The sequence below is a fragment of the Actinomycetota bacterium genome (genome assembly GCA_030776725.1).
Taxonomy (GTDB): Bacteria; Actinomycetota; Nitriliruptoria; order Nitriliruptorales; family JAHWKO01; genus JAHWKW01.
The window spans coordinates 1-15,171 of sequence record JALYHG010000238.1 but is presented as its reverse complement, the minus strand read 5'-3'; the positions used below and the strand labels follow the sequence as shown (position 1 = coordinate 15,171).

Annotated in this window: 16 protein-coding genes, 1 tRNA gene and 1 riboswitch; of the genes, 2 read left to right on the top strand and 15 right to left on the bottom strand. The window is 71.5% G+C overall.

The window, feature by feature from the left end; all coding sequences use genetic code 11:
• The 4 genes from M3N57_11640 to thrC all read right to left on the bottom strand — a co-directional run.
• Positions 1 to 438: formate/nitrite transporter family protein (locus tag M3N57_11640; GenBank protein MDP9023320.1), on the bottom strand; the 438-nt coding region annotated here is incomplete at its 3' end.
• Between the two features lie 153 nt (positions 439 to 591).
• Positions 592 to 2,208 (bottom strand): cell wall-binding repeat-containing protein, encoded by a 1,617-nt coding sequence (locus tag M3N57_11635; GenBank protein MDP9023319.1) that lies wholly within the window; start codon positions 2,206 to 2,208, stop codon positions 592 to 594.
• Between the two features lie 163 nt (positions 2,209 to 2,371).
• Positions 2,372 to 2,647, bottom strand: coding sequence for a MoaD/ThiS family protein (locus tag M3N57_11630; GenBank protein ID MDP9023318.1), 276 nt, complete (start codon positions 2,645 to 2,647; stop codon positions 2,372 to 2,374).
• 14 nt (positions 2,648 to 2,661) lie between these two features.
• Positions 2,662 to 3,921 (bottom strand): threonine synthase, encoded by a 1,260-nt coding sequence (gene thrC / locus M3N57_11625; GenBank protein MDP9023317.1) that lies wholly within the window; start codon positions 3,919 to 3,921, stop codon positions 2,662 to 2,664.
• Between the two features lie 88 nt (positions 3,922 to 4,009).
• Positions 4,010 to 4,142, bottom strand: a riboswitch (SAM riboswitch).
• A gap of 127 nt (positions 4,143 to 4,269) precedes the next feature.
• Here thrC and M3N57_11620 point away from each other — a divergent pair.
• On the top strand, positions 4,270 to 5,220 hold the full coding sequence (locus tag M3N57_11620; GenBank protein ID MDP9023316.1) for a glucosyl-3-phosphoglycerate synthase: 951 nt from the start codon (positions 4,270 to 4,272) through the stop codon (positions 5,218 to 5,220).
• Here the strand turns inward: M3N57_11620 and M3N57_11615 are convergent.
• The 3 genes from M3N57_11615 to M3N57_11605 all read right to left on the bottom strand — a co-directional run bounded on the left by M3N57_11615 (position 5,217) and on the right by M3N57_11605 (position 7,435).
• On the bottom strand, positions 5,217 to 6,431 hold the full coding sequence (locus M3N57_11615; protein ID MDP9023315.1) for an AI-2E family transporter: 1,215 nt from the start codon (positions 6,429 to 6,431) through the stop codon (positions 5,217 to 5,219). The genes M3N57_11620 and M3N57_11615 overlap by 4 nt on opposite strands.
• 99 nt (positions 6,432 to 6,530) lie before the next feature.
• Positions 6,531 to 7,148, bottom strand: a complete 618-nt coding sequence (locus tag M3N57_11610; protein ID MDP9023314.1) for a LytR C-terminal domain-containing protein — start codon at positions 7,146 to 7,148, stop codon at positions 6,531 to 6,533.
• The gene (locus tag M3N57_11605; GenBank protein MDP9023313.1) at positions 7,145 to 7,435 is read right to left on the bottom strand and encodes a DUF3263 domain-containing protein; all 291 of its coding nucleotides are present in this window, start codon (positions 7,433 to 7,435) and stop codon (positions 7,145 to 7,147) included. The genes M3N57_11610 and M3N57_11605 overlap by 4 nt, the downstream gene beginning before the upstream one ends.
• 102 nt (positions 7,436 to 7,537) lie before the next feature.
• On the opposite strand from M3N57_11605, the gene M3N57_11600 reads away from it, so the two are divergent.
• A tRNA-Thr gene (locus tag M3N57_11600) sits at positions 7,538 to 7,613 on the top strand.
• A gap of 7 nt (positions 7,614 to 7,620) precedes the next feature.
• Here M3N57_11600 and sigH read toward each other — a convergent pair.
• The 8 genes from sigH to disA form a co-directional block, all read right to left on the bottom strand.
• On the bottom strand, positions 7,621 to 8,313 hold the full coding sequence (gene sigH, locus M3N57_11595; GenBank protein ID MDP9023312.1) for an RNA polymerase sporulation sigma factor SigH: 693 nt from the start codon (positions 8,311 to 8,313) through the stop codon (positions 7,621 to 7,623).
• Between the two features lie 153 nt (positions 8,314 to 8,466).
• Positions 8,467 to 9,171: a 23S rRNA (guanosine(2251)-2'-O)-methyltransferase RlmB gene (rlmB, locus tag M3N57_11590; GenBank protein ID MDP9023311.1), complete on the bottom strand. Its 705-nt coding sequence runs from the start codon at positions 9,169 to 9,171 to the stop codon at positions 8,467 to 8,469.
• Between the two features lie 60 nt (positions 9,172 to 9,231).
• A complete protein-coding gene (cysS, locus tag M3N57_11585; protein MDP9023310.1) occupies positions 9,232 to 10,722 on the bottom strand; it encodes a cysteine--tRNA ligase in 1,491 nt (496 codons plus the stop codon).
• Between the two features lie 29 nt (positions 10,723 to 10,751).
• Entirely contained in the window at positions 10,752 to 11,258 is a 507-nt protein-coding gene (gene ispF, locus M3N57_11580; protein ID MDP9023309.1) for a 2-C-methyl-D-erythritol 2,4-cyclodiphosphate synthase, read from the bottom strand.
• Positions 11,255 to 11,956 (bottom strand): 2-C-methyl-D-erythritol 4-phosphate cytidylyltransferase, encoded by a 702-nt coding sequence (gene ispD / locus M3N57_11575; GenBank protein MDP9023308.1) that lies wholly within the window; start codon positions 11,954 to 11,956, stop codon positions 11,255 to 11,257. Before ispD ends, ispF begins: the two co-directional genes overlap by 4 nt.
• Positions 11,957 to 12,009: 53 nt before the next feature.
• Positions 12,010 to 13,185: a TRAM domain-containing protein gene (locus M3N57_11570; protein MDP9023307.1), complete on the bottom strand. Its 1,176-nt coding sequence runs from the start codon at positions 13,183 to 13,185 to the stop codon at positions 12,010 to 12,012.
• A gap of 41 nt (positions 13,186 to 13,226) precedes the next feature.
• Positions 13,227 to 13,718: a CarD family transcriptional regulator gene (locus tag M3N57_11565; GenBank protein ID MDP9023306.1), complete on the bottom strand. Its 492-nt coding sequence runs from the start codon at positions 13,716 to 13,718 to the stop codon at positions 13,227 to 13,229.
• Between the two features lie 210 nt (positions 13,719 to 13,928).
• Positions 13,929 to 14,996, bottom strand: a complete 1,068-nt coding sequence (gene disA, locus M3N57_11560) for a DNA integrity scanning diadenylate cyclase DisA (protein MDP9023305.1) — start codon at positions 14,994 to 14,996, stop codon at positions 13,929 to 13,931.
• Between the last annotated feature and the right edge of the window lie 175 nt (positions 14,997 to 15,171).

Sequence of the window (15,171 nt, the reverse complement as noted above, 5' to 3'; positions counted from 1 at the left end):
GAAGTGCTCGCCGAGTTTGATCGCGACCGGACGTAGTTGCGGGAAGCCGCTGATGACCAGGGCGGCCACGACCCACCCGCCGGCGAGGTTGAGCACCGCCGTGCCGGTCCACAGCCGCAGGATCGAGTACACGCCGTGTTCGGTCCCGAGCATCCCGGCGATCGGGACGAGGAAGTTCTCGGTGAACAGCTCGCTGCGGGCCAGGGTCAGCGCGATGAACCCGAACGAGAACGCGATCGCCCCTGCCAGGAGGTTGTCGTCGGTGTGGTGGAGGACGAGCATCATCGCGAAGATCCCGATGCTGACGTCCACGCCGGCGGCCAGGCCGGTCCCGACCAGAGCGGGGATCGTCCGGGTGAGGCGGCGCTTGCCCTCCTCGACGGTCAGCTCGAAGGCGGACTCGACCTCCTCCGGCTCACCCTGCTGGTCCTCCGCCATGGTCGACCTCCGATCCGGCGATGCAAGGGTCGCTGAACCCTACGCCAGTGGCGATCCGGTGGCGCCCCGGCGACGGGCCGGTCAGCGACCAGCCACGGTGAGACGGCCTCAACGAAGCGTGTCGCACGACGCGCCACCACGTCCCCGTGCCGCTCACCGTGGCCAGTTCGCGAACGACGCGACCCGGCGCAGGACCGGGTCGCTGACCGCCGCGGTCCCGCCGACGGCGTGGACCGTCTCGATCTCGGCTGCCCGGTCGCGCAGCCACGGCCACAACTCGTACTGCAGGTCAGCGTCGGCCCCGTCGGCCAGGACCAGGACGTGGCCGGTGCGGGCGACCGCCGGTCCGGCAGCGACCGCATCGGGGAAGTTCCCCCCGGTCGCGACGTACACCTCGGCCGCGCTCGCCGTGCCGGCGCCGAGCAGCTCCTCTGCCAGCCGCAGAGACGTCTCGTGGCGGGTGGGCCCGAACACCCGGCGGGTGGCGTGGCCGAGGACGCGGACCTCGTCCTCCACGGCGGGGTCGATCGCGACATGGCCGCCGACGATGCGGACCTCGCTGACGTCAGCACGGGCCAGGAGCTGCCGGGTCGCGTCGGGCAGGCGGTCCTCGCGGGTGAGCAGCACGGGCACGCCCTGACGGGCGGCGACGACGCTCCCGGCGAGCGCGTCCGGCCAGGACCGGTTGGGGTCGCTGTGGGAGCCCAGAGCCAGCAGGGGTGAGACCGGTCCGCTCGCTCCTTGCAGGACCTCCCGGGCGACGTTGCCCGCGACCTCGAACGGGTCGCTCCCCGCGATGCGACGCAGGTGGGCGGCGGCCAGTCCCGCCTCCTCGACGAGCTCGCGTTCCGCGTCGCTCGAGAGGCGCTCGGGCGTGCCGACCAGCACCGCCCGCGTCGCGCCGAGCCGGCCGATCTCATCGGCGACCACCTGGGGGACGACATCGGGTCCTTCCGCCCAGACGGTCAGTACGGGCCCGCCGAGCTTCGCGGCCAGCGGCGCAGCGGCGAGCGGCTCGACGTGGAAGTTGGCCGGCGCGATCACCACCGTGGTGGCGGAGGAGAAGCTGTGCTGCGACAGCGCGACGGCGGTTTCGATGCGGTTGCGGCCCGCCACACGGTCGTACCGCCCCGGCGGCGGAGGCGCGCCCTCGGCGTCCCATACCCGCCCGGCGTCGAACGCCGCACGCAAGGCCGGGTAGGGGTTGATCTTGGGGCTGCCCCAGTCGTGGCCGTGCCAGATCTCGAAGTGGGTGTGGTCGACACCGCATGGGGCGTTGCCCGACGAACCGACGTACGCCACGTGCTCCCCGCGCTCGACGCGGACCCCCTCCAAGGTGCCGCGGCGGCGCAGGACGTCCACCAGGCGCGGGGCGAACGCGCCGTCCGCCCCGCCCAGCCCGTCGCAGCCCTGCGGTCGGCCCGGGGTGTCGTTGTTCAGGTGCACGTAGAAGTAGCTGTGCCCGTCGTCACCGTTGATCAGCAGCGAGAATGACGAGCAGTACGTGCCGGGTGTGCAGTCCTCGCCGGCCGCGCGTCTGATCACGCCCGAGGCGGCGGCGTAGACCTGATCCATCTGGGCGCCCATGATGTCGGTCCCCGTGTGGGTCCGTCCGCTCGCGCGGGCCTCGCCCCAGGTGTCGGTGAACTGCACCGGCAGCTGCTGTGGGAACCACAGCGACGGGTCGTCGGCGTGAGCCGGCCCCACCGGGCCGACCGCCACGATGGCCAGCACGACCAGCAGTCGGCGGACGTGGAAGATCGCAGGCAAGAGAAGGCTCCTGATCAGCGCGACGCGGGCGCGCGTGTCTCGTCGGCCGTCAACGTCCCCACGCGCGACGGTGCACCCGACGCGGGCGCCCACGGCGGGGGAACCTGCCAGGCGCACGCCGATCGGACGAACGCATGCGCGGTGCGCGCACGAGCGGGTGCGGTCAGCCGCCGGCGACGGCGGGGACGATCGAGACGACGTCACCGTCCTCGACGGGTGTGTCCAGGCCGTCCAGGAAACGGACGTCCTCGTCGCGGACGAAGACGTTGACGAAGCGACGCAGCTCGCCGTCGTCGTCCAGGAGCCGTTCGCGGAAGCCCGGGTGGGCAGCCTCGAGCTGTTCGATCGTGCCGCGCACGTCGGTCGCGTCGACCTGCGCCTCGGCCACGCCGTCGGACAGGCTCCGCAGGGGACTGGGGATGCGGACGGTGACGGGCATCGGTTCCCTTTCGGTCACCCGCGGGAGCGGAGCTGGCGCCCGAAGGCATCCAGGGACGGTTCGATGTGGAACGCCGGACCGACGTGCCCGGTGAGGGACTCGACGGTCTTCAGGCCGTTCCCGGTGATCATCGCGACGACCTCTTCTCCGGCGGTGACCACTCCCGTACTGGCCAGCTTGGCGAGGGTGGCGATCGTGACGCCGCCGGCGGTCTCGGCGAAGATGCCTTCGGTCTCGGCCAGCAGTCGCATGCCGTCGCGGATCTCGTCGTCGGTGACGTCGTCGACCTCGCCGCCGGTGTCGCGCACCACGTTCACCGCGTAGTAGCCGTCGGCGGGGTTGCCGATCGCCAGCGACTTGGCGATCGTGTCCGCCTTGACCGGCCGGATCACGTCGCGGCCGGCCTTGAACGCGGCCGCGACCGGGTTGCATCCGGCCGCCTGCGCCCCAGAGATCCGCGTCGGGTGGTCCTCGACGAGACCGTGGCGGACCAGCTCGCGGAACGCGCGGTGCACCTTGGTCAGCTGCGAGCCGGACGCCACCGGCACGACCACGTGGTCGGGCAGGCGCCACCCGAGCTGCTCGGCGACCTCGAAACCGAGCGTCTTGGACCCCTCCGCGTAGTAGGCGCGCAGGTTGACGTTCGCGAAACCCCACCCCAGATCGTCGGCGGCCTCCGCGCAGAGGCGGTTGACGTCGTCGTAGCTGCCCTTCACCGCCACCACGTTGGCCCCGTACACCGCGGAGCTGACGATCTTGGCCTCCTCGAGGTCGTGGGGGACGAAGACGTACGCGTCCATGCCAGCGTGCGCCGCGTGAGCCGCCACCGAGTTGGCGAGGTTGCCCGTCGACGCGCAGGCCAGCGTGTCGATGCCGAACGCGTGCGCCGCCTGCAGCGCGACGGACACCACCCGGTCCTTGAACGAGCCCGACGGGTTGCGGGTGTCGTCCTTCAGCCACAGCCGGCCCAGCCCCAGCCGGGCGGCGAGCCGCGGGGCGGGGCGGAGCGGGCTCAGCCCGGTCCCCAGGTCGTCGGGCAGTGGCCCGTCACGGACGATCGGCAGGAGCGGCGCGTACCGCCACAGGGTCGCCGGCCCCGCCGTGATCACGTCGCGGTGTGCGCGTGCGGCGACGACGGCCTCGTCGTAGACGGGTTCGAGCGGGCCGAAGCAGAACCCGCAGACGTGGCTCGGGCCGACCGGCTGTTCGCTGCCACACTCGCGGCAGCGCAGCCCGGCGACGTTGCGGACGAGCCGCTGGTCGGAGCTGGTCACGTGCGTCCTTCACGTCGGTCACGGACGTGGGGGCGCCGGTACCTCGAAGCCTCCCGCGGGTAGGCCGGGGAGGCGGATGCGAACCGCCGGCCCATCGTCCCACTCCACGGCGCCGGTAGGCGCCGCTCAAGGAGACCGGGTTTGGCACCGTTCCCGCCGCGTCCGCGGGAGGGTTGCCGAGGCTTCTTCGGGCCCGAGCCCTCCACCTCTCCGGATGGGCGTCCGGATCATGCCACGTCGAGCCGCTCCGGGCGGCGTCGCCGCACGAGTACGGTGCCATCCGTGGCCGTCCCTGGCAAATCGCAGCCGGGGACGGCCGTCCGTACGGCCTCGACCGGAGCCGGAGACATGGCAGCGTCAGCCACCTGGTTCCCTCACCGGCCGTGGCGCTGGCAGGAGGTCGACCCGGCGGCGGTGGCCGCGCACCGACGGCTCGTCGGCGACCGCGTCGCGGTGGTGATCCCCGCGGTCGACGAGGCGGGGACCGTCGCCGGGGTGGTCGCGGCGACGCGAGAGGTCCCCGGGCTCGTCGACGAGGTCGTCGTGGTCGACGGCGGCTCGACCGACGGGACACAGGAACGCGCCGCCGCGGCCGGCGCCCGGGTCGTCGATCAGCGGGCGGTGCTGCCCGAGGCGGGCCCGCCTGGAGGGAAGGGCGATGCGCTGTGGAAGGGTCTCGCCGTCACCGGTGGCGACATCGTGGTGTTCCTCGACGCCGACGTGCACGCACCGGACGTGCGCTACGTGGCAGGCCTGCTCGCACCTGTCTTGGCTGACGCGCGGATCGCGGTGGCGAAGGCCTGCTACGACCGCCCGCTGCACGTCGGCGACGTGGTCGAACCGACCGGCGGCGGGCGCGTCACCGAGCTGGTGGCCCGCCCACTGCTGGCGGCGTTCTGGCCGCACCTGTCGGGGCTGGTGCAGCCGCTGGCCGGGGAGTACGCGGGCCGTCGCGGCGTCCTGGAACAGGTCCCGTTCGTGGCCGGGTACGGGATCGAGTTCGCCCTGCTGATCGATGTGGCAGCCCGGTGGGGGACGGACGCCATCGCCCAGGTCGACCTCGGCACACGCCGGCACACCCACCAGTCGCTGGCCGCGCTGTCGGCGATGGCAGCCGAGATCCTGCAGGTCGCCGCAACGCGGCTCCGCGCGGAGGGGCGGCTGACCGGAGAGGTCGGAACGCTGCTGCGTCGCCCGCAACGTGATCGCTCCGGGAACCTGCAGCTGGGCGAGACGCAGGTGACCGTCGCCGAGCGGCCTCCCCTGGCGGCGTTCCGCGCCGGCTGGCACCCGGTCTAGCTCGGCGCGCGCGCGTCCTCTGGCTCGGTGTCCGGCTCGGGGCCCGGCTCGGTGCCCGGCAGCTCGGTGGGCGCCTGCGGTGGGGATCGTCCCGCCGTCGCCGGCCGCGGCAGGTCCTCGGTCGCCCACGGGGCGCGCGTGGCGAGCAGGTGCAACAGCACCAGCTTGGCGGCGGCGATCGCAGGCACCGCCACCAGCATGCCAACGATGCCGTACAGCGATCCAGCGACGAGCAGGCCGAGCATCACGGTGATCGGGTGCATCTCCACCGTGCGCGACATGACGTTGGGGCTGATGACGTGGTTGTCGACCTGCTGCACCACCGCCATCACCAGGACCACCCAGACGGCCTGTGACAGTCCGTCGCCAGCGGTGAGCGCCACCACCACGCCGATCGCTCCCCCGACGAACGGCCCGATCAGCGGGACGAGGTTGAACACGCCGGTGATCAGCCCGACCAGTGCCCAGAACGGCAACCCAACAGCCAGCAGCCCGGCGGAGGTCGCCACGCCGACGAAGGTCGCGACCAGCAGCTGACCGCGGAAGTAGCCCCCGACACGCGCCATGATCCCCTCCGCGACGGACACGACCTCAGATCGCTGTCCCGGCGGGATGATCCGTCGCAACGATTCCATGACGTTGGGCAGGTCGGCGAGGAGGTAGAAGGCGAGGACGGGGCCGAGCAGGACGATCACCGCGGCGTGGAGGATGCCGCGGGCCACCGATCCGGCACTCTCGAGGATCTGGCCGAACTGCGCCCCGGTCCGCCCGAGCAGGTACTGACGGACCGTCTCTTGCGCCTGCAGCGACTCGGAGTCCAGCTCGAGGCGGTAGTCGATCCCCAAGGTGTCCAGCTGGCGGTTGACCGCATCCTGCAACGACCGGCCCATCTCCGGAGCGCGGTCGCCCAACGCGGCGACCTGTTCGCCGATCACCGGGACGAGGAGCGAGACGCCCGCGACCACCGCGCCGATCAGGACGACGTACGCCAGCGCGGTCCCGGCCACGCGGGGAACGCCACGGGCGGCGAGCCTGCGCACGACCGGGTTGAGGACGTAGACGATCACGACCGCGAGCGCCAGCGGCGGGACGGCGATCGCCAGCGGTCGCTCCAACAGCTGCCAGGCCACGTACAGCAACGCGACGATCCCGATGACCGTCCACGTCCACCAGAACCACAGCCGGGCCCGGCGCTCGCGCTCGTCGGTCACATCCGCGTCCCGTCCGTCTCGCGCCGACGCGACGCTACCCGACCGGCCGGCCACAGCGGCCGGCCGACACGAGCATCGGCCCAGGTTGCGGCCTGGGCTTCACGGTTTGGGGTAGTCGGTCCCGACGACGACGTGGACCTTGACGGAGTCGGACAGGCTGTCGGGCTTGGCCTCGATGACCTCGTCCTCGCTGGGCAGCGCCGCGGCGACCGCTTGGGCCTCGACGGTCTGATCGGCCGTGTAGAACACCGTCGTCCGGGCGTAGCTGCGCACAGCCCGGTTGACGGCCACCACCCTGTATCCGGCCTCGCGGAGGGTACGGGCGGCGTGCGCGGCGCGGCCGCCACCGTCCGAGGTGGCGTCGAGGACCTGCACCGTGACCTGCGACGGGTCGACGGCAGGCACGGTCGACGTGGCGGGGTCAGTCGGGGTGACGGTCGGCGACGTGGCCGTGGGCGACGTGGCGGTGGGCGGATCCTGCACAGCAGCCGTGTCTTCGATGGTGGGAGCGTCCTCGGTGGCGGTGACGGCGGGCGTCTCGACGGTGGGCTCCTGCGTCGTTCCCGTCCCGACCTCGACCTCGGTTGGCGTCGTCTGCAGCCGCCCGACTCCCCAGAACGCCGCCGCCACCGTGGCGACCAGCGCCACGCCGGCCAGGAGGTGGCGGACGACGGACGCGACGAAGCTGCGGTCGCCGTCTTCGAGATGCTTGCTCACCGGTCAGCGGAGGAGTCGGTGCCCAGACGGCGGGCGGCCCGCCGACGCTGCCGGGCGGCACGGAGGCGTCGCAGCCGCTTGACGAGCATCGGGTCGTACGCCAGCGCGGCGTCGTCGTCGATCAGACGGTTGAGGAGCTGGTAGTAGCGGGTCGGGGACACGTCGAACCGCTGGCGGATCCCCTGCTCCTTGGCGCCAGCCACCTTCCACCACTCCCGCTCGAAATCGAGGATGGCGCGGTCACGGGCGTCGAGATGGTCCTCTTCCGCGTCGGTGTGGTGACCCATCGGCGCTGCCTCCCCGGTCATGGCGCGAGCATGCCGGGCGAACCACATACGTGCAACTAGGCGGCACCGCTGCGGCCCCGGGCGGTACCCTCACCCCTGTCCGCCGGGTTAGCTCAGGTGGTAGAGCACGCGTCTTGTAAACGCGATGTCGTCGGTTCGAGTCCGACACCCGGCTCCAGTGCGGATCAGCGCTGGTCGATCGAGCGCTCGATCCGACCGTCATCGCCACCCCCGTCACGCAGGTGGTCCTCGAGCTTGCGCTTGATGCGCTGCAGGGCGTTGTCGACCGCTTTCACGTGCCGGCCGAGGTGGTCGGCGATCTCTCGGTAGCTGCGCCCGTCGACGTACAGCTCGAGCACCGCGGCTTCGAGCCGGGACAGCAGCCCCTGACACGCCTCCTCCAGCGCACGTCGCTCATCCGATGCGATCAGGATCCGCGCCGGATCGGCGTCGGGCTCGACCGCGACCGTGTCACCGACCGTGCCGACCTCCTGGTCCGCCAGCCACTGCGGCCGGTCGAAGGACACGTAGGAGTTGAGCGGGGCGTGCTTGCGGCGCGTAGCCGACCTGATGGCCGTCAGGATCTGGCGGGTGATGCACAGCTCCGCGAACGAACGGAACGTCGAGTCGTGATCGCCGACGTAGTCACGGATCGCTTTGTACAGCCCGATCATCCCCTCCTGGACGACGTCCTCACGGTCGCCACCGATCAGGAAGTAGGAGCGGGCCCTGGAGCGCGCGAAGCGCCGGTAGCGGCCGATCAGCTCGCGGATAGCGTGCTCGTCGCCGTCGCGGGCCAGGTCCACGAGGTCTTCGTCGGACAGCACGGTCGCGGCAGGGCGGCGCTCGTCCGGGCCCCACAGCCGGGCATGGCCCATCCGCCGCGACCTCCCACCGACACGTCCGCGCGCAGTATCCGCAACGATCCGACGACCGAGCGATGACGAACGGACGCTGACCGCTCCCCCAGCGTAGCCGCGCCCACCCACACAGCGGCCGACGTCGCAGGCACCTTTCGAGGAAGCGGGCCGTCATCCCCTGCGCCGCAGCGCTTCGTACAACGCCACGGCTGCCGCGACCGAGGCGTTGAGCGACGCGACCCGGCCACGCATCGGCAGAGCCGCCAGCTGGTCGCAGGTGTCAGCCACCAGACGGCTCAAGCCGCGTCCCTCCGCCCCGACGACGACGACGACCGGTTCAGCCAGCAGTTCGCAGTCGAAGATGGAGAGGTCTCCGCCTGTATCCAGGCCGACCGACCACACCGGACGCACCGCCAAGGCAGTCAGGGTGCGGACCAGGTTGGTGACCTGTGCGACGGGGAGGTACGCGAGCGCCCCGGCCGCGGCCTTCTCGGCAGCGGGAGTGACCCCGACCGCCCGGCGCGCAGGGACGAGCAGGCCGTGCGCCCCGACCGCCTCGGCTGTCCGGGCGACCGACCCGAGGTTGTGCGGGTCGGTGACGCCGTCGAGGGCGACGAGGAGCGGCGGCTGTCGGGGCGGCACCGCCGCCACGACGTCGTCCACGTCGCGGTAGCGGTAAGGGGCTGCGACCGCGACGACACCCTGGTGGGCCACGCCGCCAGCGAGGTCGTCGAGCTGATGGCGGTCGCTGTCGACCACCGCGGTCCCCGACGCGCGGGCCATATCACGGATCTCGCCCAGGACCGGTGACTGGCGCCGGGACGGGTCGATGTGGATCTCGGCCACGTCGGTGCCTGCACGCAGCAGCTCACGCACCGGGTGTAGGCCCGGCACGATCCGCGGCGGCTGGCGCCCCGTCCGACGCGACGGCATCGATCAGATCTGGGCGGTGGGGAGCTCCGCGGCCTGCTGCTCAACGGCGAGCGGCTCCGCGCCGTCGTGGCGGAAGGTGTCCGGCTCGATGTGCCACCGTGGTCCTCCGGGCCGGTCCTCGACGGTGATGCCCGCCCGTCCGAGCAGGTCACGGATCGCGTCGGCCGTCGCGAAGTCGCGCTCGGAGCGGGCGGCGTCGCGTCGCCGGAGCAGCTCCTCGACCATCGGGCCGAACCGGCGCCCGAGTTCCTCGGCTGGCCGGAGCGTTGCGGCGATGCCCAACCCCAGGACGTCGTCGCCCAACCTCACCACGGTCTCGGCCACGCCGCGGACCGCGGCCTGTGCGTCGCGTTCGCCGGCGTCTGCCCGACCGAACCACTCGTTGCCCGTGTTGACCGCCTCGTGCAGCGCCGCCAGCGCACCGGGCAAGTTCAGGTCGTCGTCGAGGGCCTCCTCGAAGGCGGCAACGTGCCGACGCCCCGCCTCGCGGGACGGCTCGACCTCGTCAGCGGCGGCCCGCGCGTTGCGCACGAACGTCACGATGCGTTCGAACGCGTTCCCGGCCTCGTCGATCAGCTCCTCGCTGAACATCAGGGGGCTGCGGTACCCGGAGGTCGCGTACCACAGTCGCAGCGGGCCACGACCCCAGCGGGCGAGCGCGTCGTCGATCCCGACGACGTTCCCGACGCTCTTGGACATCTTGCTCTCGGCGAACTCCAGCATCCCGTTGTGCATCCAGTAGCGCGCGAACGGAGGCCCGTGGACCGCTTCGTGCTGCGCGATCTCGTTCTCGTGGTGGGGGAAGATGAGGTCGACCCCGCCGCCGTGCACGTCGAAGCCGTGCCCCAGGTGCTTGGCGGCCATCGCCGAACACTCGATGTGCCAGCCAGGCCGGCCGTCACCCCACGGCGACGGCCAGCTGGGCTCGCCTGGCTTGGCGGCCTTCCACAGCGCGAAGTCCGTGGCATCCTCCTTGACGACCTCGGCCACGTCGCTGGGTTGCTGCGCGTCCTCCAGCCGCCGCCGCGACAGCCGGCCGTACCCGGGGAAGGATCGCACCCGGAACAGGACGTTGCCGTCCGAGACGTAGGCGTGACCCCGGTCGATCAGGTCCTGGATCAGCCGCTGCATCTCGCCGACGTGTCCCGTGGCGCGCGGCTGCACGTCGGGGGGGATCACGCCCAGCGCGTCCATGGCCCGGTTCCAGGTCCGTGCGTACCGGTCGCCGATCTGGAACGCCGACACGCCCTCGTGCGCCGCGCGCGCGATGATCTTGTCGTCGATGTCGGTGATGTTCATCACGAACGTCGTGTCGTAACCGCGGTAGCGCAGGTAGCGGTGGAAGATGTCGAACACGACGGCGAACCGGCCGTGACCGATGTGGGGGTCGCCGTAGACGGTCGGGCCGCAGACGTACACCGCCGCGCGGCCATCATCACGCGGTTGGAAGGGGACCTTCCTGCGTGCGAGTGTGTCGTAGATGTTGATCGCCATCGGCTCCTGGCGGTCGCGCCGCTCGCAGCCTAAACGGGGGGCGGGGCACCGTCCGAACCCGACCGGACGATGCAACACGTGGCCAGGCACGCGATCCCCTCAGCCCGGCCGACCGCACCGAGGCGGTCGGTGGAGGTGATCTTCACCGAGACGTCACCGTGGGGCAGGCCGAGTCGGGTCGCCACCCGGACGCGCATCTCGTCGCGGAACGTCGCCAGAGGCGGACGTTGTGCCACGACCACGCAGTCGAGGTTGCTGATGCGCCAGCCGACCGCCGCAACCTGTGTCGCGACGCGGGCCAGCAGCTCCAGCGAGGAGGTTCCGGCCAGGCCGGGATCGTCGACCCCGAACTGGCTGCCCAGGTCGCCCAGCGCTGCGGCGCCCAACAAGGCGTCGGCGAACGCGTGCGCGACCACGTCGGCGTCGGAGTGGCCGGCCAGCCCGGGCGCGCCGGGGATCTCGACCCCGGCCAGCACCAGCGGTCGGGAGCGATCGTCGGCGAAGGCGTGCACGTCGAAGCCGGTCCCGACCCTCACGGACGGGTCCCACGAACGATCGCGGCGGCGAGCAGAAGATCCTCGGGGTGGGTGACCTTCAGGCCGCGCGGGTCGCCCCGCACCAGCCGAACCCGGCCGACCACGGCACCTGCGGCGATGGCTTCCTCGACGAGGGATAGGTCGTCGGTGGCGTCGCGACCGTGCGCCCAGTCGAGCGTCCGTTCGAGGACGTCGCGGCGGATCACCTGCGGGGTGTGGACCGCCCACAGGCCACCACGCCCGACCGTGGCGACCACGTCACCGCCGGTGCCCACCCGCTTCAACGTGTCGGTCACCGGCAGACCGGGAGCCGCCGCCACCACGTCGCCGGTTACGGCCTCGACCGCGTCGGCGATCACGGCCGGGGGCACCAGCGGGCGGGCGGCGTCGTGGATGGCCACCAGCTCGCTCCCCGGCACGAGCGCCTTCACCCCGCAGCGGACGCTAGCTGACCGGCTCGGACCGCCCGCGACCAAGGCCACGTCGCTGCCGGCGACGGCGCGGAAGTCGGATCCGGCGCCCGGCGGGTGAACCACCACGACGGCGGTGATGGCCGGCACGGCCCGCAGGGTGGTGAGCGCGAGGTCCAGGAGGGGCCGTCCGTCGATCTCGACCAGCGCCTTGGGCCGGCCGGCGCCAGCGTCGGCGAGTCGCTGCCCGCGGCCGGCCGCGACCACGACCGCGGTGACCTCGCTCACGGGGACACCGCGCGGCTCATTGGTACACCTCCGTCGCCCCTGCGGGGCGACGCTCACTGGTCCTGCAGGGTCGCGAAGACCATGCGCCCGTTGCGGTTCTGCAACAGCGACGCGACCTCCGCGGTCACCTGCTCCCCGACGTGTGGGCGGGCGCGCTCGACGACGACCATCGTGCCGTCAGGCAGGTACCCGACGCCCTGGCCCGGTTCACGGCCCGGCTTGTTGATCCGGATCTCGATGCGGTCGCCGGGCAGGACGGGCGGGCGGAGCGCCTCGGCCAGCGCGTGCAGGTTGAGCACCCGCACGCCGGAGATCTCGGCGACACGGGACAGGTTCGCGTCGACCGTCAGCAACGCCGCGCGCCGCTCACGGGCGAGTGCGGCGAGCTTCGCGTCGACGTCGGCGAACTGCGCGACGTCGTCGTCGGTGACCTCCACACCGACGACCTGTTCGTGTTGCAGGCGCTGCAGGGCCTCCAGGCCGCGGCGGCCGGCGCGTCGCCGCCGCGGCTCCTCGGTGTCGGCCAGGCGCTGCAGCTCCTCGAGGATGAAGCGCGGGATGACCACGGTCCCCTCCAGGAACCCACCACGGGCGACCTCGAGGATCCGCCCGTCGATCAGCGCGGAGGTGTCGACGAGCTTGGTGATGCCACCGCGGGTCGGCGAGGTGACCTCGATGCGACCTCGAGCGCCCAGGAAGCGCAGCAGGTCACCACCGCGGGCAGCACCGAGCCGACCACCGACGTACATCGCGATCGCAGCGACGGTCATCGCCGCCGGCACCGTGACCGCCTTGTACGGAAGGACCAGGACCGGCGTGAGGAGGAGCGCGGCCAGCAGCCCGGCGACAGCGGCGCCGAGCACCGCCGAGACCAACACGGCCGCGTCGATACGGCGTAGACGGGCCTCGGCGGCGTCGACGCCGGACAGGAAGCCACGGCCGAGGACCCCTCCGGCGACGTAGCCGACCAACGCGCCCAGCACCGACGCGATCAGACGGGTGGTCGTCAGATCCACCGGCGCCACATCGGGACCTAAGAGCGCATCGACGGGTGGCCCGACGGCGAAGCCGGCGGCGGTGAAACTCAGGACGACCGCCAACCGGATCAGCTCAACCGCCCACGGAGCGCCCCCACGTCGCGTCGGGGTCGGAGCGGGACGGGGATCAGCCGGTGCGCGCGGAGGGGAACCCGCGTCGTCGGTTCGGTCGCCGGCCTCGCGCGTCCGCATGGCCGTGAGGGTACTGCTGTGAGGTGATGGCCTCGGTCGGGTCAGCCCTGCGCCTCGGCGAGGGTCTTGTTGACCAGCTCCTCGGCCTTCTCTTCGTCCTTCTTGATCGCGACGGCGAGCTCGGACAGCAGGATCTGCTTGGCCTTGGTCAGCATGCGCTTCTCTCCGGCTGACAGGCCCTTGTCCTTCTCCCGCGTGCAGAGGTTACGGAGCACCTCGGCGACCTGGTAGATGTCCCCCGAGCGAAGCTTCTCGTAGTTGGCCTTGAACCGCCGTGACCAGTTGCCGGCCTGCTTGCCTTCGGGCTGGCGCAGGATGTCGAGGACCTTCTCGACCTCCTTCTTGGTCACCACGTCGCGGACACCGCACTCCTCGACCGAGTCCTGAGGGACCATGACGGTCAGGTCGCCGTATGTCAGGCGGAGAACGAAGTACTCGCGCGTCTCACCTCTCAGTTCGCGGGTCTCCACCTTCTCGATGATCGCGGCGCCGTGGTGCGGGTAGACGACGGTGTCGCCGACGGTGAAGACCATAGGAACTCCTTGCTAGACGTGGCTGCGGCACGGGGCCTGGGCTCGCGTCGCCGCGGTGGCTAGGCACATCGAAGATGCGTCATGGCCCTGTCACGGCTAGCTCGGCCCATCGGCGTCGCGCCCGGGTTCGGGCCTTCGATCTCGGGGATGTGTGATCCCAGGCTATCACAGGCCCCAGGAGCCCCTCAACAATGCACTGGGTGAACAGTGTCATACGTAGCGTTCCAGAAGCGATGATTCGGCCAGGCGTGCCAACCCGTCTTTGATCGACCGGGCCCGTGCCGCGCCGACTCCTTCGACGTCGTCGAGGTCCTCCAGGCTCGCGGCCATGACGCCCTGCAGGTTGGTGAACCGCTTGATCAGCTTCTCGATCACCGGGTCGGGGAGCCGCGGGATCTTGGCCAGCAGCCGGTAGCCGCGGGGCGCCACCGCCTGATCGACCTCGTCGGGGTCGTAGGCCAGTGCTTTGGCGATCCGTTCCAGCTCGAGGAGCTCCTCGGTGGAAAGCGAAGACAGCTCGTCGAGGACGGTCTCGAGCTTGCGGCGCCGGTCGGCCAGGTAATCCTGCACGACCAGGGCGCGCTCGTCTTGCACCTGCGACATCAGTTCGTCGAGTTGCAGCTGGATCAGCCGCCCTTCGCTGCCGAGCTCGACGACGTAGTCCTCGATCTCCTCGGCGATGCGGACGACCATCTCGGCGCGCTGCAGCACCTGTACGACATCGCGGACGGTGACGTTGTCCTCGATCTCGAGGGCTGACAGCGAGGCGGAACCCTCGTCGAGTCGCACCCGGTACCGCTCCAGGGTCGCCAGGGCCTGGTTCGCCCGGACCAACAGCGACGAGACGTCCTCCAGGACGATCTTCCCGCTGTTGATGTACAGGGTCACGATCCGCATCGATTCGCTGACCGAGATCACCGGGACCTTGCACTGCCTGGCGACGCGCTCGGCCGTGCGGTGGCGCGTGCCGGTCTCGTCGGTGCTGATCGACGGGTTGGGGACCAGATGGACGTTGGCACGCAGGATCCGCTCCCCGTCGTCGGAGAGGATGATCGCCCCGTCCATCTTCGCCAGCTCGGACAGGCGCTGTGCGGTGCAGTTGATGTCCACGTCGAAGCCACCGGAGATCACCGGCTCGACCTGGGAGTTCATCCCGATGACGATCAGCGCCCCGCGGTGACCAGCGATGACCCGTTGGACGGCCTCGCGCAGCACGGTCCCCGGCGACAGCTTGGCGAGCACGGCGCGGAAGTCCTCGTTGCGCCGGTGGGGCTGCACGTTCGTCCTCGCTGGGTCGCCGCGGGGCGGAGCGTACCAACCGACCGGTTAGGGCCCGTTGGCACCTCCCCGCGGAGATGCGACGCCGCCTCGAGGCCTCCGGAAGGCACGTGTCAGAACGTCGTCGTGACCCGGTTGGAGCAGACGGTCGGGTCGCTGCGCAGGCACACCCAGT